At 69.3% G+C, this 26327-nt stretch carries 29 protein-coding genes; 14 read left to right on the forward strand and 15 right to left on the reverse strand.

The features are described 5' to 3' along the window. Nucleotides 1-8: 8 nt before the first annotated feature. A complete protein-coding gene (locus tag ASD30_RS04935; RefSeq protein ID WP_056677649.1) occupies nucleotides 9-665 on the forward strand; it encodes a GNAT family N-acetyltransferase in 657 nt (218 codons plus the stop codon). A 21-nt stretch (nucleotides 666-686) separates the two neighbouring features. Here the strand turns inward: ASD30_RS04935 and ASD30_RS04940 are convergent, their stop codons facing one another. Both ASD30_RS04940 and ASD30_RS04945 read right to left on the reverse strand, forming a co-directional pair. Next, nucleotides 687-2108, reverse strand: a complete 1422-nt coding sequence (locus ASD30_RS04940; protein WP_056677653.1) for an HNH endonuclease — start codon at nucleotides 2106-2108, stop codon at nucleotides 687-689. A gap of 108 nt (nucleotides 2109-2216) precedes the next feature. Next, nucleotides 2217-2765 carry an AAA family ATPase gene (locus ASD30_RS04945; RefSeq protein ID WP_082563552.1) on the reverse strand — a complete coding sequence of 183 codons (549 nt, stop codon included), beginning with the start codon at nucleotides 2763-2765 and terminating at the stop codon, nucleotides 2217-2219. 80 nt (nucleotides 2766-2845) lie between these two features. Here ASD30_RS04945 and ASD30_RS04950 point away from each other — a divergent pair, with 80 nt between their 5' ends. Both ASD30_RS04950 and ASD30_RS04955 read left to right on the forward strand, forming a co-directional pair. Then, nucleotides 2846-3586 (forward strand): class I SAM-dependent methyltransferase, encoded by a 741-nt coding sequence (locus ASD30_RS04950; protein WP_082563553.1) that lies wholly within the window; start codon nucleotides 2846-2848, stop codon nucleotides 3584-3586. Further along, nucleotides 3583-4155, forward strand: a complete 573-nt coding sequence (locus ASD30_RS04955; protein ID WP_056677661.1) for a TOPRIM nucleotidyl transferase/hydrolase domain-containing protein — start codon at nucleotides 3583-3585, stop codon at nucleotides 4153-4155. The genes ASD30_RS04950 and ASD30_RS04955 overlap by 4 nt, the downstream gene beginning before the upstream one ends. Here the strand turns inward: ASD30_RS04955 and ASD30_RS04960 are convergent. The 3 genes from ASD30_RS04960 to ASD30_RS04970 form a co-directional block, all read right to left on the reverse strand. Continuing rightward, on the reverse strand, nucleotides 4152-5036 hold the full coding sequence (locus ASD30_RS04960) for a MaoC/PaaZ C-terminal domain-containing protein (RefSeq protein WP_056677664.1): 885 nt from the start codon (nucleotides 5034-5036) through the stop codon (nucleotides 4152-4154). The genes ASD30_RS04955 and ASD30_RS04960 overlap by 4 nt on opposite strands. Before the next feature lie 47 nt (nucleotides 5037-5083). Next, complete coding sequence (gene kstD, locus ASD30_RS04965) at nucleotides 5084-6769, reverse strand: 3-oxosteroid 1-dehydrogenase (protein ID WP_056677666.1); 1686 nt, start codon at nucleotides 6767-6769, stop codon at nucleotides 5084-5086. Between the two features lie 99 nt (nucleotides 6770-6868). Beyond that, on the reverse strand, nucleotides 6869-7222 hold the full coding sequence (locus ASD30_RS04970; RefSeq protein ID WP_056677670.1) for a GRAM domain-containing protein: 354 nt from the start codon (nucleotides 7220-7222) through the stop codon (nucleotides 6869-6871). A gap of 103 nt (nucleotides 7223-7325) precedes the next feature. Between ASD30_RS04970 and hsaA the strand changes: the two genes are divergently transcribed. The 6 genes from hsaA (at nucleotide 7326) to ASD30_RS05000 (ending at nucleotide 12304) form a co-directional block, all read left to right on the forward strand. Beyond that, complete coding sequence (gene hsaA, locus ASD30_RS04975; RefSeq protein ID WP_056677673.1) at nucleotides 7326-8492, forward strand: 3-hydroxy-9,10-secoandrosta-1,3,5(10)-triene-9,17-dione monooxygenase oxygenase subunit; 1167 nt, start codon at nucleotides 7326-7328, stop codon at nucleotides 8490-8492. A gap of 2 nt (nucleotides 8493-8494) precedes the next feature. After that, complete coding sequence (gene hsaD, locus ASD30_RS04980) at nucleotides 8495-9400, forward strand: 4,5:9,10-diseco-3-hydroxy-5,9,17-trioxoandrosta-1(10),2-diene-4-oate hydrolase (RefSeq protein ID WP_056677675.1); 906 nt, start codon at nucleotides 8495-8497, stop codon at nucleotides 9398-9400. Next, a complete protein-coding gene (hsaC, locus tag ASD30_RS04985) occupies nucleotides 9397-10299 on the forward strand; it encodes an iron-dependent extradiol dioxygenase HsaC (protein ID WP_156388646.1) in 903 nt (300 codons plus the stop codon). The genes hsaD and hsaC overlap by 4 nt, the downstream gene beginning before the upstream one ends. Before the next feature lie 16 nt (nucleotides 10300-10315). Further along, nucleotides 10316-10948, forward strand: coding sequence for a flavin reductase family protein (locus ASD30_RS04990; protein ID WP_235530058.1), 633 nt, complete (start codon nucleotides 10316-10318; stop codon nucleotides 10946-10948). A gap of 25 nt (nucleotides 10949-10973) precedes the next feature. Further along, a complete protein-coding gene (locus ASD30_RS04995) occupies nucleotides 10974-11474 on the forward strand; it encodes a TetR/AcrR family transcriptional regulator (protein ID WP_056677678.1) in 501 nt (166 codons plus the stop codon). A 68-nt stretch (nucleotides 11475-11542) separates the two neighbouring features. Then, nucleotides 11543-12304, forward strand: a complete 762-nt coding sequence (locus tag ASD30_RS05000) for an enoyl-CoA hydratase-related protein (protein WP_056677681.1) — start codon at nucleotides 11543-11545, stop codon at nucleotides 12302-12304. Between the two features lie 74 nt (nucleotides 12305-12378). Here the strand turns inward: ASD30_RS05000 and ASD30_RS05005 are convergent, their stop codons facing one another. Continuing rightward, a complete protein-coding gene (locus ASD30_RS05005) occupies nucleotides 12379-13245 on the reverse strand; it encodes an HpcH/HpaI aldolase/citrate lyase family protein (protein ID WP_056677684.1) in 867 nt (288 codons plus the stop codon). A gap of 1 nt (nucleotide 13246) precedes the next feature. Beyond that, on the reverse strand, nucleotides 13247-14341 hold the full coding sequence (locus tag ASD30_RS05010; RefSeq protein WP_056677685.1) for an HpcH/HpaI aldolase/citrate lyase family protein: 1095 nt from the start codon (nucleotides 14339-14341) through the stop codon (nucleotides 13247-13249). A gap of 172 nt (nucleotides 14342-14513) precedes the next feature. Between ASD30_RS05010 and ASD30_RS05015 the strand changes: the two genes are divergently transcribed. Beyond that, a complete protein-coding gene (locus ASD30_RS05015) occupies nucleotides 14514-14747 on the forward strand; it encodes a WhiB family transcriptional regulator (protein ID WP_056677688.1) in 234 nt (77 codons plus the stop codon). A 12-nt stretch (nucleotides 14748-14759) separates the two neighbouring features. Here ASD30_RS05015 and ASD30_RS05020 read toward each other — a convergent pair whose 3' ends face one another. After that, on the reverse strand, nucleotides 14760-15233 hold the full coding sequence (locus ASD30_RS05020) for a hypothetical protein (RefSeq protein ID WP_056677691.1): 474 nt from the start codon (nucleotides 15231-15233) through the stop codon (nucleotides 14760-14762). Nucleotides 15234-15353: 120 nt separating this feature from the next. Here ASD30_RS05020 and ASD30_RS05025 point away from each other — a divergent pair, with 120 nt between their 5' ends. Next, nucleotides 15354-16340, forward strand: coding sequence for a GNAT family N-acetyltransferase (locus tag ASD30_RS05025; RefSeq protein WP_235532499.1), 987 nt, complete (start codon nucleotides 15354-15356; stop codon nucleotides 16338-16340). A 56-nt stretch (nucleotides 16341-16396) separates the two neighbouring features. Here the strand turns inward: ASD30_RS05025 and ASD30_RS05030 are convergent, their stop codons facing one another. From ASD30_RS05030 to ASD30_RS05050, 5 genes are all read right to left on the reverse strand, one after another. Next, the gene (locus ASD30_RS05030; RefSeq protein WP_056677695.1) at nucleotides 16397-17620 is read right to left on the reverse strand and encodes a lipase family protein; all 1224 of its coding nucleotides are present in this window, start codon (nucleotides 17618-17620) and stop codon (nucleotides 16397-16399) included. A gap of 65 nt (nucleotides 17621-17685) precedes the next feature. Then, nucleotides 17686-18768 carry an NAD(P)H-dependent flavin oxidoreductase gene (locus ASD30_RS05035; RefSeq protein WP_056677698.1) on the reverse strand — a complete coding sequence of 361 codons (1083 nt, stop codon included), beginning with the start codon at nucleotides 18766-18768 and terminating at the stop codon, nucleotides 17686-17688. Next, on the reverse strand, nucleotides 18765-19538 hold the full coding sequence (locus ASD30_RS05040; RefSeq protein ID WP_056677701.1) for a CoA-transferase subunit beta: 774 nt from the start codon (nucleotides 19536-19538) through the stop codon (nucleotides 18765-18767). Before ASD30_RS05040 ends, ASD30_RS05035 begins: the two co-directional genes overlap by 4 nt. Next, entirely contained in the window at nucleotides 19535-20431 is an 897-nt protein-coding gene (locus ASD30_RS05045) for a CoA transferase subunit A (RefSeq protein ID WP_235530060.1), read from the reverse strand. Before ASD30_RS05045 ends, ASD30_RS05040 begins: the two co-directional genes overlap by 4 nt. Beyond that, complete coding sequence (locus ASD30_RS05050; RefSeq protein WP_056677706.1) at nucleotides 20428-21210, reverse strand: enoyl-CoA hydratase family protein; 783 nt, start codon at nucleotides 21208-21210, stop codon at nucleotides 20428-20430. Before ASD30_RS05050 ends, ASD30_RS05045 begins: the two co-directional genes overlap by 4 nt. 128 nt (nucleotides 21211-21338) lie before the next feature. On the opposite strand from ASD30_RS05050, the gene ASD30_RS05055 reads away from it, so the two are divergent. Both ASD30_RS05055 and ASD30_RS05060 read left to right on the forward strand, forming a co-directional pair. Next, complete coding sequence (locus ASD30_RS05055; RefSeq protein ID WP_056677711.1) at nucleotides 21339-22106, forward strand: SDR family oxidoreductase; 768 nt, start codon at nucleotides 21339-21341, stop codon at nucleotides 22104-22106. A gap of 26 nt (nucleotides 22107-22132) precedes the next feature. Beyond that, complete coding sequence (locus tag ASD30_RS05060) at nucleotides 22133-23011, forward strand: SDR family oxidoreductase (RefSeq protein WP_056677714.1); 879 nt, start codon at nucleotides 22133-22135, stop codon at nucleotides 23009-23011. Nucleotides 23012-23020: 9 nt separating this feature from the next. On the opposite strand, the gene ASD30_RS05065 is transcribed toward ASD30_RS05060, so the two are convergent. Beyond that, nucleotides 23021-23461, reverse strand: coding sequence for a TM2 domain-containing protein (locus tag ASD30_RS05065; protein ID WP_056677717.1), 441 nt, complete (start codon nucleotides 23459-23461; stop codon nucleotides 23021-23023). Nucleotides 23462-23521: 60 nt separating this feature from the next. Next, nucleotides 23522-24685, reverse strand: a complete 1164-nt coding sequence (locus ASD30_RS05070; protein WP_056677721.1) for a steroid 3-ketoacyl-CoA thiolase — start codon at nucleotides 24683-24685, stop codon at nucleotides 23522-23524. A 212-nt stretch (nucleotides 24686-24897) separates the two neighbouring features. On the opposite strand from ASD30_RS05070, the gene ASD30_RS05075 reads away from it, so the two are divergent. Further along, nucleotides 24898-26154 (forward strand): cytochrome P450, encoded by a 1257-nt coding sequence (locus ASD30_RS05075; RefSeq protein WP_321163503.1) that lies wholly within the window; start codon nucleotides 24898-24900, stop codon nucleotides 26152-26154. Nucleotides 26155-26327: the final 173 nt, after the last annotated feature.

Genomic DNA, 26327 nt, shown 5'->3' on the forward strand with positions numbered 1-26327 from the left:
TGGTCGCCATGACCCTCGCCGACCAGTTCCCGCCGTTCGGGCTCCGCATCCACTGTGGTGAACTCGAGCTGGTGCCGATCACGGACGACGTGATCCCCGGCCTGGTGGAGCTCGCGCTCGACGGAATCCATGCCCCCGACGCCATGCCGTTCTACGTGCCGTGGAGCACCGCGCCGCGCGAGGAGCTGGGCCGCAACATGGCGCAGTTCTACTGGCAGGGTCGCGCGACCTTCTCGCCTGCCGCCTGGTCGCTGCACCTGGCGGTGCGCCACTCCGGCGAGCTGGTCGGCTGCCAGGACGTCTCCACGCGCGACTTCGCCGTGACGCGCACGGCTGAGACCGGGTCGTGGCTGGCGTCGAAGCACCAGGGGCACGGCATCGGGACACGCATGCGCCAGACGATCCTCGCCTTCGCGTTCGACGAGCTCGGCGCCACCGAGATGACGTCGGGCGCCTTCACCGACAACCCGGCCTCGCTCGCGGTCAGCCGCAAGGTCGGCTACCGGCCCAACGGTGTCGAGCGCCGGCAACGGCGACCGGGTGAGCTGGCGCAGGTGCAGCGCCTCATCGTCGGCCCCGACGACTTCAGGCGCGGCGAGCCGATCACCGTGACCGGCATCGAGGCGTTCCGCTCGTTCATCGGGCTCGACCAGGCCGACAGGTGAGTGTCTTGACGCCCGGCTTGCTCAGGCTGGCGGCGGCAGGTCGGCGCGCTCGGCATCGGGAGGCAACGCGGGCGGGGCTTTCGAGCGGTAGACGTGTCCGGTGGGCGTGATGAACTCGACCTCGTGACCCCCCGGTCGCGGATCGCTCACCCTGGTGCGCCATTCGGGTGCTTCCTTGGCCAGGTTGTGGCCCTCGCAGAGCCCCTGCCCGTTGACCCGCGTGCTCTCGCCCCCGTCGGCGTGGCGCACAGGGTGGTCGATGTCGTCGATGAGTCGCTCACAGCCCGGCATGCGGCATTCCTGATCGCGATCGCGGATGAAGGCCTTGTCGGCTTCGGTGTGCCGGCGGCGCCTGGGATCGCGGTCGGTGGCGACACCGGTGACCGGGTCGGTGAAGATGCGGCGCAACCACACGGGCGCACCAGGCTGGTTGGCGAGATCGCGCGCCGTCTGCGCGGGCACGGGCATTCCGTCGTTCATGCGGGCCGGGCGATCGGAGAAGCCGAGCAGGGTGTCGGGGGTCATCACGAGACCCACCTCGACGGGCACCAGTTCGGCCGACTTCTGGCCGGTGAGCCGCTCGACGAACAGGTCGGCCATCAGCTGGTTGATCGTGCGCAGGTCGCCGCCGGCCTTGATCGCCTCGGCCGAGGCCTTGAGGTTGGCGTAGACGGAAACGCCCTTGGCCACCGGTAGCAGCCCGGTCACGTAGGTCATCGTGTTCGGGGTCGGGCGGATCGTCACCCTGCGCTGCTGCGCCGACTTCGCGGCGCGGCGCACGGCGGCCTTGGGGTCGAGCTCGTTGCCGAGGGCACGTGCCCGGTCGCCGGCTCGACGCGGTGTGAGGCCGAGGACCTCGGGGCTGAAGACCTCGCCCGTCTTCGTGTCGACGGTCGTGGCGCACAGCGACTGGTCGACAGCGGCGCGGTCCTTGAACTTGAGGATCGCGGTCTCCTTGACCAACAGGGTCGCGACCCACTCGCTGATCTGCCCGCGCGTCAGGAGGTCATGGGTGTGAGGCATCTCGGCCATCGCCTTCGCGAAGCCAAGGTGACGTGAGCCGAGTGACGTGGAGCATCCGCGGGCCAGCGCGACCTGGTCGCCGATGCCCCGGCCGAGGTCGCGTTCGATGCGCTCGGCCTTTGCCTCCAGCCCAGCTGCTCTCGCCTCATCGGCGGCGTCGCGCTGCCGAGACAGTTGCGACTGCTCGAACGCCTGCGTGATGCGGGCCTGGGCCGCGGCGGTGGCGGCCTTCAACCGTTCGAGCAGGGTCAGCTGGTCGACCCGGGCGATGTCGTTGCCGGGGCCGTCGAGCTGCGGGTCTCCGTCGAGTCGGGCGATCGCCTCGATCATGTGGTCGAGCATGGCCGGCGCGGCATGCTCGCTCACCCGCAGGACGCCGGGTGCGACCTGTTCGAGGAGCGGAGCTGCCGTGGTTGTCATGTGATCCAGTCAAGCCGTGCCCACTGACAACGGACCCTGGAAACCAGCCCTTGATCCCGAAATGTGAGACAACTCGAGAAGTATTTTTCAGGTCCCGGGCGCTTGCGCTCAGGAGAGGTCGAGACGTGGAAGCGACGGCCAGCGCTGCGATGCCCAGTGCGACCAGCTCTCGAAGGTCCGCGGTGCGGCAGGTAGCGGCTCGCCTGCCACCTCTGCCGCCGTGGGCGGCGTGAAGGACGCCAGAAACCCGTCGTGATCGTCGGAGCTCATCTCATAGGCCGACGTGGTGTCACGCTGCCAACGGACCTCGGCGCGTGCCCTGCGTTCGGCTTCCCCGACCTCGAGGTGGTGAAGCGAGAACGAGGCTTCGGCGCGCGCGGCGACATCCCGGATGGCGTAACGCTCCTCGATCGACCAGCACCCGAAGTCCAGGATCACAGAGAGTCCGCCGCGAAGTGACTGATGGGCGACCCATATGAACCGGCCCTCGAGCAGGGCGCGCTTCTCGGCCTCGTCGGTGTGACCGAAGAGGGGCACCATCCACTCGTCCGGGGTCAGTCGGAGGGCGCCCGTGTCCGCTTCGATCCTGCGGGCCTGTGCCGTCTTCCCGGCTCCGGGCAGGCCGACCATGAGGTGCAGGACGGGAGGAGAAACCATGTCTCGACCCTTGCGCACGCGAGGCTGCGGGGCCACTCACTTTCCGGGGATCCACCCACGGTCGGTGCAGACTGGCTGTCATGCCCAACCATGTGGACCCACGACGGGCACTGGTGTTCGGCCAGGTCGCCGCGGACTACGCGCGCTTCCGACCGGCCTGTCCGGACGCAGCGGTGGACTGGCTGACGGACGGCGCCTCGGTCGTGGCCGAGCTCGGTGCGGGCACCGGCCAGCTCACCGGGAAGCTGCTGGAGCGGGCCATGACGGTGCACGCGGTGGAGCCCGACGAACGCATGCTCGCCGTGCTCCGCAGGGAGTTCCCCGCTGCGCTGGCACACCACGAGTCCGCCGACAGCATCCCGCTCGCCGACCACAGCGTCGACGCGGTGGTCAGCGCTGACGCCTGGCACTGGTTCCCGGTCGAGGAGACGGTGGCCGAGGTGCGCCGCGTGCTCAGACCGGGCGGATGGCTCGGCCTGGCGTGTAACGTGCCCGCACCCCAATCCACCTGGGAGTTCGAGCTCGCGGGAGTCGACCCGGACAAGAAGGAGTCGTCACCCGCCGACCGCGCGGGCTTCGGTCCGTTCCCTGACGACGAGAGCACGCGTGAGAACTTCCCGTGGGCCTGGCCGGTCGACCCCGAGTCGTTCCGGGGATACCTGGCCACGAACTCCGCACTCATCATGATGGAGCCGGGGGAGCGGCAGGAGAGGCTCGACGCGGCCGAGGTCGTCGTGCGCCACGCCTGCCAGGCCCTCGGTACGACGAGCGTCGCGATGCATCACACGGCCGCCTGCTTCCGCTGGACCCCGGCCCCATGACCAGCACGTCGGAGGCAAGGGCGGTGGTGCTGGTCGAAGGCGACAGTGACCGCAACGCCGTGCTCACGCTGGCCGAGAGGCTGGGACGCGACCTGCTCGCGGAACGGGTCGAGGTGGTGGCCATGGGCGGCGCGACCAACATCGGTCACGCGCTCGAGGAGTACGGCCCCGGCGGGCGGGACCTCGAGCTGCACGGCCTCTACGACGAGGGCGAGGAGCGGTTCTTCCGCCGCGGCCTCGAACGCGTCGGCCTCGGCGCCGACCTGGACCGCGCCCAGTTGGCGGAGCTCGGGTTCCACTGCTGCGTCGTCGACCTGGAGGACGAGCTCGTGCGGGCGCTCGGCGTACCAGCGGTCGAGGCGATCATCGAGTCCGAGGGGGAGGCCCGGTCGTGGGGGCGCTTCCTCTCCCAACCCGACCGGGCCGGACGCCCGATGCAGGACCAGCTTCGGCGCTTCATGGGCACCAGGTCCGGCCGCAAGATCAGGTACGGCGGCCTGCTGGTCGCGGCACTCGATCTCGACCGGGTGCCCGATCCGCTGGCCGACCTGCTGGAGGGTCTTGCCTAGGCCTTCGTCAGCACGCAGTCCGCAAGCACGGGGGAGCCGTCGCGCTGCTCGTGCTCGCTGGCGATCGTGGCACTGACGAGCACGCGATCACCCTCGTCCCAGGCCTGCACACGGATCGTCTCGCCCGGGAACACGATGCCGGCGAAGCGGGCCGCGAAGCCACCCACGCGCGACGCGTCGCCGTCGAGCAGCAGGTCGGTCACCTCGCGCAGCACGATGCCGTAGGAGCACAGGCCGTGCAGGATCGGCGCCGGGAAGCCCGCGCCCTTGGCGAACGCCGGATCGGCGTGCAGAGGGTTGCGGTCGCCGCAGAGGCGGTAGAGAAGCGCCTGCTGGGGCGTGACGGCGTACGACGACTCGGCGTCGGCGTCTCGCGTCGGGAGCTCGACCTTGGTCGACGGACCGCGCTCGCCACCCCAGCCGCCCTCGTTGCGCACGAAGATGCTGGAGCGCACGGTCCAGAGGTGCTCGCCGGACTCGGTGTGGGCCTCGCCCTCCTGCACGATGACGGCGGCTTTGCCCTTGTCCCAGACGTCGGAGATCTTCGTCTTCAGGGTGGCCGAGCCGGAGGCCGGGATCGGCGCGTGCACGACGACCTCCTGCGATCCGTGCAGCACCATCTGGAGGTCGATGTCGCAGCCGGGCAGGTCGAGGGCGGGTGGGTTCGTCTCGTGGAACGTCGGCGCGACGACCCCGAACGACGGCAGCACCTGGAGGTTGTCGTCGTCGAGCGTGTAGCGCAGCGCTCCGGCGTCGGTGTTGTCGCCGGCCCGGGAGCCGGCGCCGATGCCGAGGTGGTAGAGCAGCACGTCTGACTCGTTCCACGAGAACGTGCGGTCGGGGAGGGAGGCGCCGACGGCGACCTGGGTGTCGATGGGCATGGGCAGACCTTCTCAGTGGTGGGCGAGCGAATGGAGCGGGCTCCCGATCACCGGGAAGGGGCGCGGTCGGCGCCGATGGAGTCAGCAATCGCGTTGGCGGCGATCCACCCGAACGTGATCGCGGGGCCGATGGTCGCGCCGGCGCCGGCGTACGTGTGGCCCATCACGGCCGAGGAGACGTTGCCGGTGGCGTAGAGGCCCTCGATCACCGAGCCGTCGGGCCGCAGCGCCCGCGCCTTCGCGTCGGTGACGATGCCGCCCTTGGTGCCGAGGTCGCCGGGCACCATCTTCACCGCGTAGAACGGCCCCTCCTCGATCGCGCCCAGCGACGGGTTGGGCTTGACCCGCGGGTCGCCGTAGTAGCGGTCGTACGCCGAGTCGCCGCGACCGAAGTCGAAGTCCTTGCCGGTCCGCGCATAGCCGTTGAACGTGGCGACCGTGTCAGTGAGGGCATCTGCGGGCACGCTGATCTTCTCGGCCAGCGCCTCCAGAGTGCCTGCCTTCACGATCACGCCCGACTTGAACCATCGGCCCGGGAACGGCTGCCGCGGGCCGAGCCCGGCGAAGAGGTAGCGGTTGCGGTAGCGCTGGTCGATGATCATCCAGCTGGGGAAGTGGTCGATGCCGGTGCGCTCGGCGGAGTCGTACATCGCGTGCACCGCGTCGACGTACGGCGCGGCCTCGTTGCCGAACCGCAGGCCGGCCTGGTTGACGATCATCGAGCCGGGGAGGTTGCGCTCGGCGAGGCAGAACCACGGGCCACTCGGCAGTGGGATGGAGGGCCCCCACCAGGCGTCGTCCATCAACGCCAGCTCGGCGCCGATCTTCTCGCCGGCCAGGATCCCGGCGCCGGTGTTGCCGGCCGCGCCGGTGGTCCAGTCGGAGCCGATCGGCGCACGTTGGTGCTTCTGTCGCATCTCGGCGTTGTGCTCGAACCCGCCGCAGGCGAGGATCACGCCGTGCCGAGCGGTCAGCACCTGCTCGGTGCCGTCGCGGGTGACCACGACGCCGCTCACCCGCCCGTCGCGGACCTCGAGGTCGGTGAGCGGCGTTTCGTACCAGACCGGGATGTCGCGGTCGAGGAGGCCCTTGCGCATGCCGATCATCATCGCCATGCCCATGCCGTACATCCGCTTGCCGAGGGCCATCGTCAGGATGCGGGTCAGGAGGACCTTGATCATGGTGAGCGGTCCGCGAAGGGTGCGCATGCCGAGCGAGATCTTGCGGAAGTCGGCCTGCGTGACCACCATGCCGGCCGGTGCCTTGGTGTAGGACTTCGTGAGCCGGTCGAGCTCGTCGCCGATCACCTTGCCGTCGATCGGCTTCGGCTCGACGCTGCGGCCGCTTGCCTTCCCGCCCGGTGCCTCGGGGTAGTAGTCGCTGTAGTGCGGGACCCAGGTGAAGTCTGCGGCGGAGTTGTTGCGCACGAACTCCAGGGCGGCCGGTCCGTTCTCGACGAACGCGTCGATCCGGTCGCGGGGGACCGAGTCGCCGATGATCGAGTAGAGGTACTCCTTGACCTCGGCCACGGACTGGGTCTGGCCGGCCTTCTTGAGCGCATGGTTGTTGGGGATCCAGACCCCGCCTCCCGACCGGGCCGTGGAGCCGCCGAACCCGTCGGTGCTCTCGATGACCAGGGTGTCCAGGCCACGCTCGTGCGCGGCCAGCGCCGCGGTGAAGCCACCGCCGCCGGTGCCGACGACGATCACGTCGTACTCGGTCTTCTCGCCCACACTGCCTCCGCTGTCAGTCCCGCTGTGCGGGCTCCTACACCGCAAAACTGTAACAGGTTCTACCAGTAGCGCAGAGCCCTTGGTCGACGCTTGGTGGGATCAGCGCCGGGGCAGCGCGCGTCGGATCGCGTCGGCCTTCTTGCTCTTCGCGTTCACCACGAACAGCTGCTGGGATCCGTCGTCGAGCCCGATCCGGAGTCGGGAGCGCAACCCGCCGCCGAAGAAGTCCGCAAGGCTGATCGGCGACTTCCCGACGTCGGAGATCGAGCTGAGTGGAACCTGCCAGACCCGACCGCCGAGGTTCGCGTCCAGGGCGTGCGGCTCGAAGATCAGGCGGTGTGAGGTCAGCACCAGGTGGCCGCCCAGGGCGCGCTGGCTGTGTACCGAATGGTTGGCCCGCCAGCTGGCGATGACGGTCTCGTCGGCTCGAAGGGTGCTCTTGGGTTTCCTCACGGCGGCGATCGTAGCCGCGCCGTCGAAGAGGCAGCGTCCTCGCGGAAAATGAGAACGTGTTCTAGTATTGGTCGAGAGATCCCACCAAGCCAGGAGACAAGAGATGTCGAAGGAAGTCCTCGACGGAGTGCGCGACCTGCTGCCGACGTTCCGCGAGCGGGCCGACGAGGCCGAGAAGCTGCGCCAGGTTCCCGAAGCCTCCGTGAAGGCGCTCGAGGAGACCGGCTTCTTCCGTCTCCTGCAGCCCCGGCGCTTCGACGGGCTCGAGGCCGACCCGGTCGACTTCTTCACCGCAGTGAAGGAGATCGCCTCGGCCGACGGCTCCACCGGCTGGATCTCGTCGGTGCTCGGCGTACACCCCTGGCAGGTCGCGCTCTTCCCCGACGACGCGCAGCAGGCGGTGTGGGGCTCGGACACCGCGACCCGCCTCTCGTCGTCGTACGCGCCGACCGGCAAGGCCGTGCTGACCGACGGTGGCTACACGCTCTCGGGAAAGTGGTCGTTCTCCTCCGGCTCCGCCCACGCCAGCTGGGTGCTGCTCGGCGGCCTGGTCTTCGACGCGGACGGCAACGTGGTCGACTTCAAGACCTTTCTCGTCCCGCGCGACAAGTACGAGATCGTCGACGTCTGGAACGTGGTCGGGCTCAAGGGCACCGGCTCCAACGACATCGTCGTCGACGACGTCTTCGTGCCGGAGGCGTTCACCTTGTCGATGAGCGACACCGGCCGCTGCTTCGGCCCGGGCCAGGAACAGAACCCCGGCAACCTCTACAAGCTGCCCTTCCACTCGCTGTTCACCACGACGATCAGCTCCCCGATCATCGGCATGGCGTCGGGGGCGTACGCCGAGCACGTCGACATGCAGCAGAAGCGGGTGCGTGCGGCGTACCTCGGTGAGAAGGCGTCCTCGGACCCGTTCGCGGCGGTGCGCATCGCCCGCGCCGGCTCGGAGATCGACGCGGCGTGGGCCCTGTGCATGGCCAACATCCGCGAGGAGCAGGCCCAGGTCGAGCGCGGGGAGAAGATCCCGCTCCAGCTGCGCCTGAGGGTGCGCCGCGACCAGGTGCTCGGCACGCAGCGCGCGATCGACGCGATCGACGCGCTGTTCGAGGCCTCGGGTGGCAGGGCGCTGGCCGAGGGCACGTACCTGCAGCGCGCCTGGCGCGACGCGCACGCCGGCCGCGTGCACGCGGCCAACGATCCCGAGCGCGCACTGAAGATGTACGGCGACCTCGAGTTCGGGCACAAGATCGACCCGGGGATGTACTGATCGTGACGCTGGCACAGGACGACGTACGCCGCACGGCCACGGTCGACGGGCTCACGATCAACTACTACGACTCGGCTGATTTCGAGACAGGCGCAGAAGGCCTTGCTCAACCCACGACAGGGCCGCTGCCGCTGGTGATGCTGCACGGCGGTGGACCGGGTGCCTCCGCGTGGTCGAACTTCGGTGCCGCGCTGCCCGGATTCGCCAAGGACTTCCGCACGATCCTCGTCGACCAGCCCGGCTTCGGTGGCTCCGACAAGCCGCCGGTCGAGGGCAACTACTACCGCTTCGCCGCGTCGTACGTCGTGGGCCTGCTCGACAAGCTCGGCATCGACCGCTGCCACCTGCTCGGCAACAGCCTCGGCGGCGGCACGGCGATGCGGCTGGCCCTCGAACACCCCGAGCGGGTCGCGCGGCTCGTGCTGATGGGGCCGGGCGGGCTCTCGCTCAACCTGTTCCACGCCGACCCCACCGAGGGCGTCAAGCGGTTGATGGAGTTCGGCGCCGACCCGACCCGTGAGGCCCTGAAGGCATTCATCTCGACGATGGTGGTCAACCAGGCGCTGGTCACCGACGAGCTGGTCGAGGAGCGCTTCGCCGACGCCACGGCGCCGGGGTCCCGCGAGGCGATGGCGTCGATGGGCGCGTCGTTCTGGAATCCCGACACGTTCGAGGACGGCATGCTCTGGCGCGAGGCCTACAAGCTGCGCCAGCACACGCTGCTCACGTGGGGGCGCGAGGACAGGGTGAACCCGCTCGACGGTGCACTGGTGGCGCTGAAGCTGATCCCGAAGGCGCAGCTGCACGTCTTCCCGAACTGCGGCCACTGGGCGCAGATCGAGGCGGCCGAGGAGTTCCGCCAGGTGACCACACAGTTCCTCGACAACCATGTGGAGCGTGCCAAGTGACGATCGACATCAAGTCCATGGGCTACGTGCGCGTGGCCTCCACCGACCTCGACCAGTGGCGCCACTTCGCGGGCAAGGTGCTCGGTCTCGGTGAGGGTCGTGGGCCGTCCCCGGACAACCTCTACTACCGCATCGACCAGGTCTCGGCCCGGCTCGTGGTGTTCCCCTCCGACGTCGACCGGCTCGAGGCCACCGGCTGGGAGGTCGCCGACCACCAGGCGCTGCAAGAGGCCCGCGAGCACCTCGAGAAGGCGGGCGTCGCCTTCGAGGAAGGGACGCCCGACGAGCTTGCCGAGTGGCGCGTGCAGGAGCTGGTCCGTTTCGAGGACCCGTGGCAGAACGTCTTCGAGCTCTTCCACGGCATCACCTACGAGTCACGCCCGGTCGTCACGCCGTACGCCGCGACGTTCGTCACCGGCGACCAGGGCATGGGGCACATCGTCGTACCGGTCACCGACGACGTGGAGGCGCTGCGCTTCTACACCGAGGTGCTCGGCTTCCGGCTGCGCGACTCGATGAGCATGCCGGGGGAGTTCGTCGGCAAGGAGCCCGGCTCGAAGGTGTGGTTGCGGTTCCTCGGCGTGAACCCGCGGCACCACTCGCTGGCGTTCCTCCCGATGCCAAACCCGAGCAAGTGCGTGCACATCATGCTTGAGGTCGAGAAGCTCGACGACGTCGGTCGCGCGCTGGAGCGCGTGCGCAAGCACAAGGCGCCACTCTCGGCCACCCTCGGACGTCACATGAACGACGAGATGGTGTCGTTCTACGTGAAGTCGCCCGGCGGTTTCGACGTCGAGTTCGGTACCGAGGGTCTCCAGGTCGACGACGCGCGCTGGGTGGCCAGGGAGTCGACCGCGGTCTCATACTGGGGCCACGATTTCGGCGGCGGCGGTGGCTGACGGGACAATGGACACCATGACCGACCACGACATCCCGACCGGCATGCGTGCCGACGCGCGTGAGTCCTGGCCGCCGCGGGAGCTGATCGACTCCTTCCTGGGCAACTTCGACTTCGAGTTCCGCCCGGGTGAAGCGACCGACATCGCCGACACCGCGGCCGCCCAGGAAGCGGCCCGTCGGTTCCGCGACGTACTCGGTCGCTTCGCCAGTGGCGTCACCGTGATCACCTCGGTCGCCGGCGACGAGCCGGTCGGCATGACCTGCCAGTCGTTCTCCTCGATCTCGCTCGACCCGCCGCTGGTGATGTTCAGCCCGGCCAAGACGTCGCGCGCCTGGCCGCTGATCCAGCGCTCCGGTCACTTCTGCGTGAACTTCCTGGCCGCGGGCCAGGAAGACCTGTCGAACGTGATGGCCAGCCGGGGCACCGACAAGTTCGCCGGCCTCGAGTGGTCGCTGTCGAAGACCGGCGCCCCGCTGTTCGACGGCATCGTCGGGTACGTCGACTGCACCGTGCACGCCGTGCACGAGGCGGGCGACCACTACGTCGTCATCGGCAGGGTCCAGGACATGGACTTCACCGTCGGTGCATCTGGCGAGACCCCCGACCCGTTGCTCTACTTCCAGGGTGCGTACCGCACCGTCACGTGACCGCAGCCGGTGGCAGGATGACCGCGTGAGCGACACGGAGGCGGACCTCGACGGCCTGGGTGAGGCCCTCGACGACGACGTGGGTCGCGACGAACCCGCTGGTGCTGATTTCTCCGACCGCCTGGTCCGGCGGTTCCTGCGGTTGTGCGAGAACCCGATCACCCGCGACCGCATGCTGCGCATGGTGCAGGCCAGTGTCTCCGACGCCCGTTCCGCCCAGCGCTTCTACAGCTTCCTCAACAACCGGATGGGCGGTCTGGTCGGACGCCGCCGCCGGGTGCAGATCTCCACGTCGCGCATGGAGCTGATCGGCTCCCAGCTGATGGGGATGGCCATGCTGCGCTACGTGCTGAAGGTCGAGCCGATCGCCTCGATGTCGATCGATGAGCTGGCCCCGATGGTGGCCGCCGGGGTGCGTGGCGTGCTCCGTAGTCAGCCCGGCGTGCTCGCTGCAGAGGCCGCACCAGTTGAGGGAAACCCCGCCGAGGCCCTGCTGCCCTACAAGGCCACCGGCCGCCCGCTCTGACCGGGCTCGCCGTCTCGCCGTCGAGTCCTGTGTCAGGGGCGGGGTCGTGGTCGCCGTACCCTGCCTGCGTGCCAGAAGAACTCCAGATCAGCCGGGGTGACGGCGTCGTCACCGTCACCTTCAACCGCCCGGAGCGCCACAACGCCTTCACCACGGCGATGTACGCAGGTCTCCGTGACCTGTGCAGCGAGCTGCGCCAGGACACCTCGGTCAAGGTGCTCGTGCTCCGCGGTGCCGGTGGCCGCGCGTTCGCCGCGGGCAACGAGATCTCCGACTTCGTGAACGCCGACGCGGTGGCCTACGAGACCTGGATCCGCGAGCTGCTCCAGGCGCTCTTCGAGCTGCCGCAGGTCACGATCGCCGCGGTCGAGGGCGTCTGCGTCGGTGGCGGACTGGCCGTGGCCACACACTGCGACCTCCGCATCGCCACCCCGGGGTCGCGTTTCGGCTACCCGATCGCCCGCACCCTCGGCAACGCCCTGTCGGCACCGATCGTCTATCGCTGCTCGTCGGTCTTCGGGGAGTCGCTGACCCGGGAGATGCTGCTCGCCTCGCGCCTCGTCGACGCCGACCGGGCGTACGCCGTGGGCGCGGTGATGTCGGTCACTGACGACCTGGACGCCGAGCTGTCCAGCCTGGTCGACGGCATCGGCAAGGCCTCCGGGGTCACGCTGCGCACCACGAAGGCCCAGCTGACCGCTCGCGCCGAGACCCTCGAAGCAGCGCCGTCGGATGACGACGACGTGCTCCGAGAGGTCTACACCGGCAGTGACTTCGCCGAGGGCGTGCGGGCGTTCCTGGCGAAGGAGAAGCCGGCCTTCAAGGCCTGACCTGTCGCCAGTTCATATCGACCCGTCGCCAGTTCCGATCGACCCGTCGTGAAGTTCACGACGGGTCGACCCAGTCAGGCGTCGAGGGCGCTGATCGCCTCGGCGATCGAGAGGGTGCGCTGGGCGGACTCGACGTGCAGGTTCTCGACCATCTTGCCGTTGTAGGTCACGACGCCGGCGCCCTTGCCGTCCTCGAACGCCTGGATCAGGCCACGCGCGTCCTCGATCGCCTGCTCCGACGGGGCGAACGCCTCGTTGGCGCCGGCGACCTGGCCGGGGTGGATCAGCGTCTTGCCGTCGAAGCCCATCTCGCGGCCCTGCTGGCACTCGGCCAGGAAGCCCTCGGTGTTCTTCACGTCGTTGTAGACGCCGTCGATCACCGCGATGCCGGCGGCCCGGCCGGCGAGGAGGGCGGTGTGCAGGCTGGGCAGGATCGGCGCGCGGCCGGGCACGTGCTCGGCGTAGAGCTCCTTGACCAGGTCGTTGGTGCCGAGCACGAACGCACCGAGACGCTCGGAGGCGCGGGCGATCGAGAGGGCGTCGAGGATCGCGATCGGGGTCTCGACCATGGCCCACAGCTTGGTGTGCTCCGGGGCGCCGGCCTTCTCCATCGCGGCGACGAGCTGCTTGACCTCGTCGGCCGAGTTGACCTTGGGCACGACGATGGCGGCCGGTCCGGCCTGCGAGGCGGCGACGATGTCGGCGTCGTGCCACTCGGTGCCGATGCCGTTGACCCGGATGGTGACCGTACGGCGGCCGTACTCACCGCTCGACGCAGCGGCCGCGGCGGACTCGCGCGCGGCCGGCTTGGCATCGGGGGCGACCGCGTCCTCGAGGTCGAGGATGAGGCCGTCACAGGCGATCGACTTGGCCTTCTCGAGGGCCCGCTCGTTGGAGCTGGGCATGTAGAGGACCGAGCGCAGCGGGGTGAACTCAGTCATGTCAGGCCTCCACGGAGATCGCGTCGTACTGCTTCTTGAGCTCGGGGTCGATGGCGGCCAGTTCCTCGGCCAGGGCGACCATCACCTTGCACTGCTTGACGGAGGCGTCGTCCTCCATCTTGCCGTCGAGCATCACCGCACCGGTGCCGTCGCCCATGGCCGCGATGACGCGACGTGCGTGGGTGACGTCCTCGACACTGGGGGAGAAGACCTTGTTCGCAATCGCGATCTGCTTGGGGTGCAGCGACCAGGCGCCGACACAGCCGAGCAGGAACGCGTTGCGGAACTGGTCCTCGCAGCCGACCACGTCGGCGATGTCGCCGAAGGGGCCGTAGTACGGGAAGATCCCGTGCATTGCGCAGGCGTCGACCATGCGGGCGATCGTGTAGTGCCACAGGTCCTGCTGGTACGTCGGACGCGGGGCGTCGATCTGGCTGTTGCCCTCGGCGTCACGCGGGGCGTCCTCGCGCACGAGGTAGCCGGGGTGGCCGCCGCCGACACGCGTGGTCTTCATCCGACGGTCCGCGGCCAGGTCGGCCGGGCCGAGCGAGAGGCCCTGCATGCGCGGCGAGGCGGCGCAGATCTCCTCGACGTTCGCCACCCCGCGGGCGGTCTCGAGGATCGCGTGCACCTGGAGCGGCTTGGTGATGCCGGCCTTGGCCTCGAGCTGGGCCAGGATCCGGTCGATGTAGTGGATGTCCTCGGCGCCCTGCACCTTCGGGACCATGATCACGTCGAGCTTGTCGCCGATCGCGGGGACCAGCGTGGTCAGGTCGTCGAGCACCCAGGGGGAGTCGAGGGAGTTGATCCGGGTCCAGAACTGGGTCGGCCCACTGGCTGAACCAAGATTGGCAACCTCCTGGCCGATCTTCACGAGGCCGTTGCGGGCCTTCTCCTTGTTCTCGGCCTTGACCGCGTCCTCGAGGTTGCCGAGGAGGACGTCGGTGGTGCCGACCATCGCGGGCACCTTCGCCGCCATCTTCTCGTTGCCGGGGTCGAAGAAGTGGATCGCCCTCGACGGGCGGGCCGGCATCTCACGCAGCGGCGCGGGTGCACCGACGGCGAGGGGGGCGAAGAAGTCCTTGGCGGTTCGCAACGATCTGCTCCTCAGTGTGCGGGCACGCCCAGAGGGACGGCGTACCGGATTCACCGGCGAACCTAGCAGGGCTGCAGGCCGGGTCGTCATGACCGGCGTCACGCGAGACGGTCGTCGCGTCTAAGGCATCTGCCCGATGCAACCAACTACCTCAGACGGTCACTCTCGATGAGTGACGTCGCCGCCCTGCACCCAGTCTCCCCACCTGTTCTTCGCCGAGCACCCGGCTGCTCTCGACCGCGCCAGGCAGCTGTGCGCACAGTGCCCCCTGGCGCTGGAGTGCCTGACCGGGGCCCTCGAGCGGGGCGAGCCGTACGGCGTCTGGGGCGGCCAGATCGTGATCGACGGTGCCGTCGTGGCGCACAAGCGCGGCCGAGGCCGCCCGCGCAAGGACGAGGCGGCCTGACCCGCCTCGGCCTCAGCCGGCGTAGGTGTACTGCGGCCGGTTCGCGCTCGCCCTCGCGACGATCGCGGTGACCAGGGTCGCCACCCAGCCGGCGACCGTGAGGAAGGCGAAGGCAGCGGCGAGCTGGCCGCTGAGGTCGATCAGCCGGTCTGAGTGGCCGAAGACCTGGGTGAGGAACGACAGCTCACTCTCCTCGCTGTCGCCGAAGTCGGGCAGGAACAGCCCGAAGCCGGCGAGGCCGACCCACATGGCCACGTGCGCGATCGACTGGGCGCTGGTGAAGCGGCGCGGACGCGTCGCGACGGTGTAGGCCACGACGTTCGAGATGATCAGGGCCACCACCACGAACGGACCCACGAGCAGCGGCAGGATCAGCAGGAACCAGCCGCCGACGCCGAAGAGCACCCGGCCGGCCCACGCCCAGAACAGGAGGGCGATGGTCAGGGGGAGGTTGGCGAAGAACAGGAACCGTCCGAAACTCTGCATGCCCCCATCCTGTCCGGTCGGCGCGTGGTTCGAACCCGGTACGCGTACTCATCCTTGCCAGGAGGATCGTCGCCGGAAAACCCGTGGCGCCGAGGGCCCCGGCAGAGGATCGTCAACGCCATGGAGATCACGCAGTTCGGCCCTGACGACAGGGTCCCGCTCCAGGGCATGGTCGACGTCGCGAACGCCACGATCGCGGTCGACGCGCCCTGGTCGCACCCCGCCACCATGACGTCGTACGACGGGATGCTGCGCAACGGCTGGGACGGCGAACCGTCGGTGCCGTTCCTGGCGACGGTCGAGGGTCTGCCCGTTGCCCACGCGACGTACGGCACGAGCGAGTGGGACAACCTCGAGCTCGCCTGGGTGGGCGTCGAGGTGCACCCGGCGCACCGCCGCCGGGGCCACGGCACCGCCCTGTTGGAGTTCCTGCTCGACCGGGCTCGGGCGGAGGGGCGCACCAGCGTCGGCTCCGACGCCTGGGAGTCCGAGGCGGCACGGGCGTTCACCGCGCGCCACGGCCTCGAGCAGAAGTCGCAGGCAATCAACCGTCGCCAGGTGCTGGCCGACGTCGACTGGAACGTCGTCCGGGGCCTGCACGACCACGCCGGGGCCGGGGCCGCCGACTACGAGCTCGTCCGCCGCATCGGGTTCACACCCGACGACGAGCTCGACAAGCTGGCCGAGATGACCGCGGCCATCAACGACGCTCCGACCGATGACCTCGAGATCGAGGACGAGGTCTTCACCGGCGAGCGGGTGCGCAACTACGAGCACGCCCAGCTCAGCAGCGGCGGCCGTCTCCGTCGCCTGATGGTGCGCAACCGGACGACGGGCGAGCTGGCGGGACAGTCGGTGGTGGTCGTGGAGTCCGAGCGACCGTGGATCGGTCACCAGCACGACACCTCGGTGGTGCGCGCCCATCGGGGCCATCGGCTCGGACTGGTGTTGAAGTCGGCGATGCTCCTGTGGCTCCACGAGGTCGAGCCACAGCTGGCCACGATCGACACCTGGAACGCCGAGTCGAACGACTACATGATCTCGGTCAACGAGCAGCTCGGCTATCGCGTGATGGGTCGCGAGGTGCAGTACCAGCGCGGGCTCTGACGCGGGTCGGGCCCGCCTGCGCACCGTGCGAAGGCGGGCCCGGTCTCGGCGCAGGATCAGAGGCGCCAGCAGCTGTTCAACGCGGGCAGGCCGGCGAATCGGGCCTCGAGGAACAGGAAGATGGTCGGGATCGACGCCACGTAGTCACCCACGTGGGTGGGTGCGAAGTTGGTGTCGAACTGCACCTTCGTGCCCTGGCCGCACCATCGCTGGGCCAGCTGCTTGCCGGTCTTGTAGGGGATCACGTCGTCCAGCGCCGAGTGGGTGATCAGCACGGGCACGTTGGGCTTGCGTCCGTTGCCGATCAGCTGGTCGGCCACCATCTGGTTGAACGGCGCCTTGGTCAACAGGTCCGTGACCGGCAGGCCGTTGGTGGTCAGGTCCTTCGACTTCACGAACGGGAAGGTGGCCAGCGAGTCCAGGGTGCACTGGGTCGACAGCGTGGCCATCATGGCCTGGCCCTTCGCGTTGAGCATCGGGGTCATGTCGATGCCATAGCTGTTCGCCAGGGCCGAGACGGCGTACCCCATGAACGAGACGTACAGGGACCCGTCGAGGTTGATGGCCACCTGGCTGAGGTCCGCGGGGACCGCGCCGGCGGCGACCGCCTTCAGGTTGATCTCCGGGGCGTACGTCGGAGCCAGCTCACCGGCGGACGCAGCGGCGCCGCCACCCTGGGAGAACCCGCTGATCGCGACCGGGTTCGCGGCGGTGACCCCGGAGCCGGGCAGGCGCTGGGCGGCACGGACCGAGTCGAGGACGGCGTGGCCCTGGGTCTCGCGCATCATGTAGGTGTGCTCGCCCTCGGTGCCGAGGCCCTCGTAGTCGGTGACGACGATGGCGTAGCCGCGGGCCAGCAGTCCGGCGATGAACGGGCCTTCGTACTCCAGGCCCTTGCCCAGCGTGCGCGACGGCGCACACTGGTCGCCCATGCCCTGGGTGCCGACGGCGTACCCGATGAGGGGGCGCTTGCCGGCGCCGACCCACGGGGTCTTCGGCGTCAACACCGTGCCGGTGACCGCGACCGGCACTCCGGTGCGGTCGGTGGAGCGGTACATGATCCGCTGCACGACGGCGTCGGCCTTGATCAGCTTGACCGGATCGACGTAGAACTCGGACGGCTCCGACCTGACGATGTCGCCGTTGTTGGCCGGCAGCGTCGTCGGTGTGTCGTAGAACGACGTGCCGTCGGCCTGTGCCGGCGACGCCGTGGCCAGCGGACTCAGTGACAACGCCAGCAGCGCGCCTGCGGCCACGCGGGCCCAGGTGTTCTTCCTCATTCGGCAACTCCCTCTTGTGTCCCCCACATGTGGACTCCCGAGGAGTTACTTTCGAGTAACGAACGTCACACGTCAATGGCCACGAGCATTTCGTGGGCGCCCCTGAGGTGGTCCACCGCCTCGGTGACGACCCGGTCGACCAGCTCCTCGCACGACGGCAGGTCGTCGAGGACGCCGACCACCTGCCCGGAGGCGAGCACTCCGGCGGAGGTGTCGCCGTCGACGAGTCCGGCCTTGAGCATCATGGGCGTGTTGGCGGCCAGCGACATCTGCGCGAGTGAGCGCCCCTGGGTCTTCTTCATGGTCCGGCCGTCGCGGGCGAGGTCGAGCCAGCTCATGCCGGACATCTTCTTGAACTCCAGCGTGCGCCTGAGCGTGGGCGTCAGCCGCTTGAGGCGACTCGACTCCTCGATCTCCTCCACGAGCTCGGTGCGCAGCATGCGGTGCGGCATGCCGTCGACCTTGTCGGTGACCACCGTGCCGTTGACGTCGTACGACAGGTAGAGCTGCTTCACCGCGTCGGGCACGGCGCTGTCACGGGTCAGCAGGAAGCGGGTGCCCATGCCGATGCCGGCCGCTCCGTAGGACAGTGCGGCGGCGAGGCCGCGTCCGTCGAAGAAGCCGCCGGCCGCGACGACCGGGATGTCAACGGCGTCGAGCACGCTCGGCAGCAGGAGGGTGGTCGGGACGGAGCCGGTGTGGCCACCGCCCTCGCCGCCCTGGATCATCACCGCGTCGGCGCCCCACGAGGCCACCTTCTCGGCGTGACGGGGGAGTCCGACCGAGGGCATCACCATGATGCCGTGGTCCTTGAGCCTGGCGATCAGGTCCTTCTTCGGGGCCAGCGCGAACGAGGCCACCTTGACGCCGTGCATGATCAGCAGGTCGCAGCGGTCACCCGCGTCGGCGGCGTCGGCGCGCAGGTTGACGCCGAACGGCTGGTCGGTGCGCGACTTCACCTCGAGGATCGCCCTCTCGAGCTCCTCGAAGCCCATGGTGGCGCTGGCCAGGATGCCGAGTCCGCCGGCGTTCGCCGTACCGACCACCAGGCGCGGGCCAGCCACCCAGCCCATGCCGGTCTGGACCACGGGGTGCCGCACCCCGGCCAGCTCGGTCAGGGGAGTGCGCAGCACCTGTGCGGTGGTCACGACGCGACCGCCTCGACCGGCGGGACCTCGCGGTCGCGCAGCGTCCTGGGGTCGAGCACCTCACGGATCAGGGTGAGCTCCTCCGCGGTCGGCGTACGCGTCTCGGGGACGTCGCCCTCGACCGCCAGGTCGAAGCCGGTCGCCGCGACCACGTCGTCGACCGTGACGCCCGGGTGCACCGAGAGGAGGCGCACGGTGTCGTCGGCGCCCAAGACGTCGAAGACGGCCAGGTTCGTCACGATGCGGTGGATGTCGTTGTACTTCGCGGCGCCGACGCCGGCCTCGCGGGCCCGCTTGGGGCCGACTCCGGAGACGATGTCGACCTCCTCGACGAAGACCCGGTCGGAGTGCTTGGGCACCCAGTAGGACGTGCGGTTGTTCACCGTGTTGCCGGGGGCGCCGCGCGAGCCGAGCAGCTGGCGCTTCGGCTGGGCGAAGTCGCCGATCGCGGAGATGTTCTGGTTGCCGTGCCGGTCGACCTGTGTGGCGCCCATCATCACGTGCCGCTTTCCGTAGGCGACCACGTCGAAGACCCGGCGGAACGGGATCCAGCCCTCGACCACGTCGGCCTTGGCGAACAAGGGCGGGACACCGCCCAGGAACAGCGACTCACCGTCGGAGAGCACGAGGTCGGGGTTGCTGGTCAGCTTGGCCAGGCGTACGCCGAGCATCGGCAGCATGCCCATCGGGGAGCCGAAGATCTCGCCGTCGTCCTTGAAGGCGTCGGCGATCGCGGTGGCGCACACCTCGGCGCGGGTGAAGTCGGTCATCGGGTCTGCTCCTCGTCGTGGAACTCGCGGACGGCGTCCTGGTAGGCGGCCTCGTCGCCGCTGAGGAAGCGCTCCTCGAACCGGGTCCACGACTCGTCGTCCTTGGCGGCCGCGGCGTACGCCTTCTGGAACTTCTCGTCACGTTCGTAGTCGGGCGCGCAGTTGGTGAAGTGCGCGCCGTTGGGGGTCTCGACGACGCCGGTCACCATCATCCGGTTCAGCAGGAGGCGCTGGACCGGGGTGTCGACGGTCAGGCCGGCGGTGTCGACGACCTGCTCGCAAGTGACGTAGGTGCGCTCGGCGGCCATCGCGAAGAGGTCGTCGAAGAAGGGATCGGGCCCGAGGTACGTCGCGTTGCCGTGCTGGTCGGCCCGGTTCAGGTGCACCAGTGCGACGTCGAGCCTGAGCGCGGGCACGGCGACGAGGTCCTCGACGTTGCCGTCCTCATCGGCGTACGGGCTGGCGACGGTCTTGATGTGCGGGTTGTTGACCAGGATGTCGGAGCCGAGTCCGGCGCGCATCGGCAGGAACGGCAGGCGCTGCGACGCGGCCAGCAGGCCGGTCTGGAACATGCCCTCGTCGAGCTCGACGATCTCGGGGATCGACTTCTCCTGGCGGGCCTTCTGGAAGTTCGGCTCGAGCGGCACGGTGTCGAGGGAGACGAACGCGTAGACCAGCTTGCGGATCTTGCCGGCGCGCGCGAGGAGGCCGACGTCGGCGCCGCCCCACGACACGATGGTCAGGTCCTTGAGGTCGCTGCGCAGGATCGCGCGGACCAGGGCCATCGGCTTGCGCCGCGGGCCCCAGCCGCCGATGCCGATGGTCATGCCGTCCTCGAGGGAGGCGACGACCTCGTCGATGGTCATCCGCTTGTCGCGTGGTGTGCCGTTCACTTGTTCCCCTTCTCGGTTCCGGCGCTCTGTGCACTCTTCGCCGTCCCGGCGAAGGCGTCCCGGAGGTCGTCGGAGACGCCCATCAGGTTCAGCTCCATGGTGAAGCCCTGCTCGAACCGGTAGCTCTTGTTGACGTCGCACGGGTCGATCCCGTTGAGGGCCTCCTTGGCCGCGCGGATCACCCGGGTGTCCTTGGCCGCGATCTCCTGCGCCACCTTCAGTGCCGCGTCGTCGAGCTGGTCGCGGGGGACCACCTCGAGCACGGAACCGTGCTGCACGAGGTCGGCGGCCTTGATCGTGCGGGCGGTGAAGTAGAGAGTGCGCATGAGGTGCTGCGGCACGAGGCGGGCCATGTGGGTGGCGGCACCGAGGGCGCCCTGGTTGACCTCGGGGACGCCGAAGTAGGCGTCGTCGCTGGCGATCACACAGTCGGCGTTGCCGACGAGGCCGACGCCGCCGCCGACGCAGAAGCCGTTCACCGCCGCGATCACGGGTACGGCGCACTCGTAGACCGCCTTGAACGCCGCGTAGCAGCCCCGGTTGGCGCCGAGGAGCGCGTCGAAGCCCTCGGAGTTCTGCATCTCCTTGATGTCGACGCCGGCGTTGAAGCCCTTGCCCTCGGCGCGCAGCACGACCACATGGGTCTCGAGGTCGCGGCTCGCCTTGTCGAGCGCGTCGGCCACGTCGTACCAACCCTGCACGGGCAGTGCGTTGACCGGCGGGTGGGCCATCGTGATGACGCGGACGTGGTCGTCACGCAGTTCAGAGGTGATCGGCATTTCTCTCCTACGGATTCTGCCCCGGGCTAACAAACCTAACGTTTGCTTGGTACCCTAGCACTTGCTTGGTCCGGTGTCCCGGACCGACGTCGGACGAAACCGCACCTGGGTGTGCGTGGAGGAGTGGCATGGCAATCGGAATCGACCTCTCCGGTCGGGTGGCACTGGTCACCGGCGGTTCGCAGGGGATCGGGCTCGGCATCGCCGAAGCGCTCGTGGCGGCCGGCGCGTCCGTGGTCACCTGCGCTCGCTCAGAGGTCACCGACCCGCCGGCGGGCACGACGCACGTGACGTGCGACGTACGCGACCCGGAGGCCGTGCGGGCCCTGGTCGACGGGATCGTGGACAGCCACGGCCGCCTCGACATCGTGGTGAACAACGCCGGGGGAGGGCCGTACGCCCTGGCCGCCGACGCCTCTCCTCGGCTGCACGACAAGATCCTCGGCCTCAACCTGACGGCACCGCTCCTCGTCGCCCAGGCCGCCAATGCGGTCATGCAGCAGCAGGAGACCGGCGGGGTGATCGTGAACATCTCGTCCGTCAGCGCCCAACGGCCCTCGCCGGGCACCGCGGCCTACGGCGCCGCCAAGGCCGGCGTCGACTCGCTCACCAAGTCGCTCGGCATGGAGTGGGCGCCGAAGGTCAGGGTCAACGCGATCAACGTGGGGCTGTGCCGCACCCCGGACACCGCCGACCACTACGGCGGGGACGAGACCGTGGCCGCCATCGAGAAGACGATCCCTCTGGGCAGGATGGGCCGGCCGCGCGAGGTCGGCAACGTGGCAGTCTTCCTGGCCTCGGACCTGGCCAGCTACGTCACCGGTGCGGCGATCGAGTGCCACGGCGGCGGCGAGCCGCCGGTCTTCCTCTCGGTCCTGAACCAGAACCAGTCCTGACCACCTTCCACACCAGGAGCAACGACGTGACCCGACTTCTCGAAGGACGCATCGCCATCGTGACCGGCGCGGGCCGTGGCATCGGCCGCGCCCACGCCCTCGAGCTCGCCCGCCAGGGCGCCACCGTGGTCGTCAACGACTACGGCGTCTCGAACAACGGGGTCAAGGAGGACTCTCCCGCCCAACAGGTCGTCGCGGAGATCGAGGCGCTCGGCGGCCACGCGGTCGCGAACGGCGCCGACGTCGCCGACTTCGAACAGTCGGCCGCACTGGTCCAGCAGGCTGTCGACGCCTTCGGCGGCCTCGACATCCTGGTCAACAACGCCGGCTTCGTGCGCGACCGGATGCTGTTCAACGCCACCGAGGACGAGTGGGACGCGGTCATCCGGGTGCACGTCAAGGGCCACTTCGCGATGCTGCGCCATGCTGCGGCGTACTGGCGTGCCGAGTCCAAGGCCGACCGTCAGCGTGCCGCCCGCGTCATCAACACCACCTCGGGCGCCGGCCTCCAGGGCTCCGTGGGGCAGGTCGCCTACTCGACCGCCAAGGCCGGGATCGCGTCGATGACCCTGGTCGCGGCCGCCGAGCTCGGGCGCGTGGGAGTCACCGTCAACGCGCTCGCCCCGGTCGCCAAGACACGCATGACCGAAGGTGCCTTCGACACCTCCGAGATGGCGCTCCCCGAGGACAACTCGCCGATCGTGGCGTGGCTCGCCTCCGTGGATGCCGGCCACGTCACCGGCCGCGTGTTCGAGAGCGACGGCTCGCTGCTCACCCTCGAGGAGGGTTGGCGCCACGGCGCCTCGCGTGATGCCGGGCGACGCTGGGACGCCACCGAGCTGGGTGAGGTCGTCGACTCGCTGATCGCCGAGGGTGCTGACCCGGAGCCGGTCTACGGCAGCTGACCCTGTCGGTCAGGGCTTGAGCAGGCGACCGTCCGCGTCGCGCTGCTGGTCGTTGACCAGGAGCAGGATGCCGTCGATCAGGCTCCAGATGCCGCACCCGCCGAGGGTGAAGAGCTGGGCGAGCGCCATGCCTGTGTGGCCGGTGTAGAAGCGACCGATGCCCAGCGGGATGAGGATCTGCAGCACGCCGGCGATGACCTTGCTCTTGTCGCCGTACGGCTCGCCGGTGCGGGGGTCGCGGCCGTACGGCGCACTCGGGTCGGCGCCGTAGTAGGCGGGCTGTCCGTACGCCGGCTGGCCGTAGGGTGCCTGCCCGTAGGGCGGCTGGCCCTGGGGCGCCTGGCCGTAGGGCGGGGGTGCTGGTTGTCCCCACCCGGGTTGCTGGGGCTGCTCGCCCTGCGCGCCGCGGTTCGGGTCGGTTCCCTCGGGCTGGTCTCCGGTGTCGCTCACATGCCAGATCGTGCCATGCCCGCGGTGACCCCGTGCGTGCGCCACGGGTTCAGCGGGTGGTCAGAGACGCTCGATGATGGTGCCGGAGGCCTGGGCCCCGCCCGCGCACATGGCGACGAGCGCCGTGGTCGCGTCGCGGCGTTCGAGCTCGTGCAGGGCGGTGGTCAGCAGCCGGGTCCCGGTCGAGCCGACCGGGTGGCCGAGCGCGATCGCGCCGCCGTTGACGTTGATCTTGTCCTCGGGCACCTTGTGCACGGTCGCCCAGGACATCACCACGGCGGCGAACGCCTCGTTGACCTCGCAGAGGTCGATGTCGGCGATGCCCATGCCGCTGTCGGCGAGCACCTTCTCGGTGGCCTGGACCGGTCCGTCGAGGTGGTAGTAGGGGTCCGCACCGACGAGGCACGAGGTGATGATCCGGGCGCGCGGCTTGAGGCCGAGCTCGGCGGCGAGCGACTCGTCCATCAGGAGCAGCGCGGAGGCGCCGTCGGAGATCTGGGACGAGGTGCCGGCGGTGTGGATGCCGTCGGGAAGCACGGGCGTGAGTGCGGCCAGGCCCTCGAGCGTGGTGTCGCGCAGGCCCTGGTCCTCGGTGACGGTGCGGGTCACGCCGGTGGCCGTGCCCTCGTCGTCGAGCACCGGTGCCTCCACGCCGAAGACCTCGCGGTCGAAACGGCCTTCGTCCACCGCGACTCTCGCCTTCTGCTGCGACCAGAGCCCGAAGGCGTCGACGTCCGCACGGGTGAAGCCACGATCGCGGGCGATGCGGTCGGCGCCGAGGAACTGGTCGGGCAGGTCGATGTTCCAGTCGTCGGGCCGGGGGCTGCCGGTGCCCTTGGGCACGTTCGCGCCGAGCGGGATGCGTGACATCGACTCGACACCGCAGGCGACACCTGCGCGAATCGCCCCGCCGGCGATCATCGCGTTGATCAGGTGCACTGCCTGCTGGGCCGAGGAGCACTGGGCGTCGATGACGGTGGAGGCCGTGTGGTTGGGCAGGCCCGCATGCATCCACGCACGCCGGACCATGTTGTTGGACTGTTCACCGGCCTGTGACACGCAGCCGCCGATCACCTGGTCGACCAGCTCCGGGTCGAGCCCGGCGCGGTCCAGGACCTCGATCTGCGCTGCACCCAGGAGTACCGCCGGATGGACGCCGGCCAACCAGCCGCGGCGCCGGCCCTGCGGCGTACGCACTGCTTCGACGATGACCGGATTGCCCATGGATTGCCTCGCTGTCCGAACGCACTCGACGTACGTCGCTCCAGTGGCGACGTACCACCCGAAAGTAGAACACGTTCTTGATCGCCGGCAAGGCGAGTCCCGGCTGGTGGGAGTTCGGGGACGAATTCGTGTGCGGGTCTTCCGAACATTCCGAGAGTATGTAACGATCGTCACTAGAACGTGTTCTAGCATCGTGGAGGAAGCAAGTGACCGTGACGACGCAGTTGCCCGATTCGTTGCCAGTGGGATTCGACCCCACCGACCCCGGGCTCATCGAGGAGCGCATCCCGCACGAGGAGTTCCGCGCGATGCGCCAGGGATCACCGGTGCACTGGGTGGCGCAGCCCCAGGAGGCGCGGGCCGGGTTCCGAGGTGCCGAGGGCTACTGGGCCCTGACCAAGCACGAGGACATCGCCGCCGTGTCGAAGAACAGCAAGTCGTTCTCGACCGCCAAGCAGGGCGCGATCATCCGCTTCGCCCCGGACATGACGCCCGAGCAGATCGACCTGCAGGGGGTGATGCTGATCAACCAGGACCCGCCGGACCACACCAAGCTGCGCCAGGTCATCTCGCGCGGGTTCACCCCACGCGCCATCGCCGCGCTGCACGACGCTCTCGAGGAGCGGGCCCGCCGGATCGTGGCCGACGCCGCGGCGAAGGGGTCGGGCAACTTCGTGGAGGACATCGCCGCCGAGCTGCCGCTGCAGGCGATCGCCGAGCTGATGGGTGTGCCCCAGGAGGACCGCGGCAAGCTCTTCGACTGGTCCAACCAGATGCTGTCCTACGACGACCCCGAGATCGAGGGAGACGCCGAGGCGGCGTCGATCGAGATCCTGATGTACGCCGCCGGGCTGGCCGACGAGCGGCGGCGCAACCCGAAGGACGACATCGTCACCAAGCTGATCACCGCCGACGTGAACGGGCACGCGCTGACCGACGACGAGTTCGGCTTCTTCGTGATCCTGTTGGCCGTCGCCGGCAACGAGACGACGCGCAACGCGATCACGCACGGCATGGACGCCTTCTTCGACAACCCTGACCAGTGGGAGCTGTTCAAGGCCACGCGTCCGGCGTCGGCGGTCGACGAGATCGTCCGGTGGGCGACGCCGGTCACCGTGTTCCAGCGGGTCGCCCTCGAGGACGTCACGCTGAACGGCGTCGACGTCAAGGAGGGCGACCGGGTCGGACTGTTCTACGCCAGTGGCAACTTCGACGAGGACGTCTTCGAGGACCCCTACCGGTTCGACGTCTCTCGTGAGGACAACCCGCACCTGGGGTTCGGCGGCCACGGCGCGCACTACTGCATCGGCGCCAACCTGGCCCGCCTGGAGATCGAGCTGATCTTCAACGAGATCGCCGACCAGGTCCCCGACATCGCCCGTGCCGGTGCGCCCCGGCGCCTCCGCAGTGCCTGGATCAACGGCATCAAGGAGCTCCAGGTCACCTACTCGCCAACCGTGGATTCTTGATGCGCGAACCGTGCATTTCTGATGCGCGAACCGTGGATTATTGACGTCCGAACCATGGATTCTTGATGCCGTCGAAGTCCGCTGCCCGTGAGTTTTCCACAGGCGGCGGACTTCGTCGTTTCATGACGACGTCGATCGGCAAGCCTCGTCGACATGTCAGAACAACCCCCAAC

Origin of the sequence: Nocardioides sp. Root140 (assembly GCF_001426745.1) — a bacterium.
GTDB lineage: Bacteria > Actinomycetota > Actinomycetes > Propionibacteriales > Nocardioidaceae > Nocardioides.

Bases quoted from the DNA above. Each gene is read 5' to 3' on its own strand.
- ASD30_RS04935 (WP_056677649.1), top strand. From the start codon at position 9: ATGACCCTCGCCGACCAGTTCCCGCCGTTCGGGCTCCGCATCCACTGT.
- ASD30_RS04940 (WP_056677653.1), bottom strand. From the start codon at position 2,108: ATGACAACCACGGCAGCTCCGCTCCTCGAACAGGTCGCACCCGGCGTC.
- ASD30_RS04945 (WP_082563552.1), bottom strand. From the start codon at position 2,765: ATGGTTTCTCCTCCCGTCCTGCACCTCATGGTCGGCCTGCCCGGAGCC.
- ASD30_RS04950 (WP_082563553.1), top strand. From the start codon at position 2,846: ATGCCCAACCATGTGGACCCACGACGGGCACTGGTGTTCGGCCAGGTC.
- ASD30_RS04955 (WP_056677661.1), top strand. From the start codon at position 3,583: ATGACCAGCACGTCGGAGGCAAGGGCGGTGGTGCTGGTCGAAGGCGAC.
- ASD30_RS04960 (WP_056677664.1), bottom strand. From the start codon at position 5,036: ATGCCCATCGACACCCAGGTCGCCGTCGGCGCCTCCCTCCCCGACCGC.
- hsaA (WP_056677673.1), top strand. From the start codon at position 7,326: ATGTCGAAGGAAGTCCTCGACGGAGTGCGCGACCTGCTGCCGACGTTC.
- ASD30_RS04990 (WP_235530058.1), top strand. From the start codon at position 10,316: ATGACCGACCACGACATCCCGACCGGCATGCGTGCCGACGCGCGTGAG.
- ASD30_RS05005 (WP_056677684.1), bottom strand. From the start codon at position 13,245: ATGACTGAGTTCACCCCGCTGCGCTCGGTCCTCTACATGCCCAGCTCC.
- ASD30_RS05020 (WP_056677691.1), bottom strand. From the start codon at position 15,233: ATGCAGAGTTTCGGACGGTTCCTGTTCTTCGCCAACCTCCCCCTGACC.
- ASD30_RS05025 (WP_235532499.1), top strand. From the start codon at position 15,354: ATGGAGATCACGCAGTTCGGCCCTGACGACAGGGTCCCGCTCCAGGGC.
- ASD30_RS05030 (WP_056677695.1), bottom strand. From the start codon at position 17,620: ATGAGGAAGAACACCTGGGCCCGCGTGGCCGCAGGCGCGCTGCTGGCG.
- ASD30_RS05040 (WP_056677701.1), bottom strand. From the start codon at position 19,538: ATGACCGACTTCACCCGCGCCGAGGTGTGCGCCACCGCGATCGCCGAC.
- ASD30_RS05050 (WP_056677706.1), bottom strand. From the start codon at position 21,210: ATGCCGATCACCTCTGAACTGCGTGACGACCACGTCCGCGTCATCACG.
- ASD30_RS05055 (WP_056677711.1), top strand. From the start codon at position 21,339: ATGGCAATCGGAATCGACCTCTCCGGTCGGGTGGCACTGGTCACCGGC.
- ASD30_RS05070 (WP_056677721.1), bottom strand. From the start codon at position 24,685: ATGGGCAATCCGGTCATCGTCGAAGCAGTGCGTACGCCGCAGGGCCGG.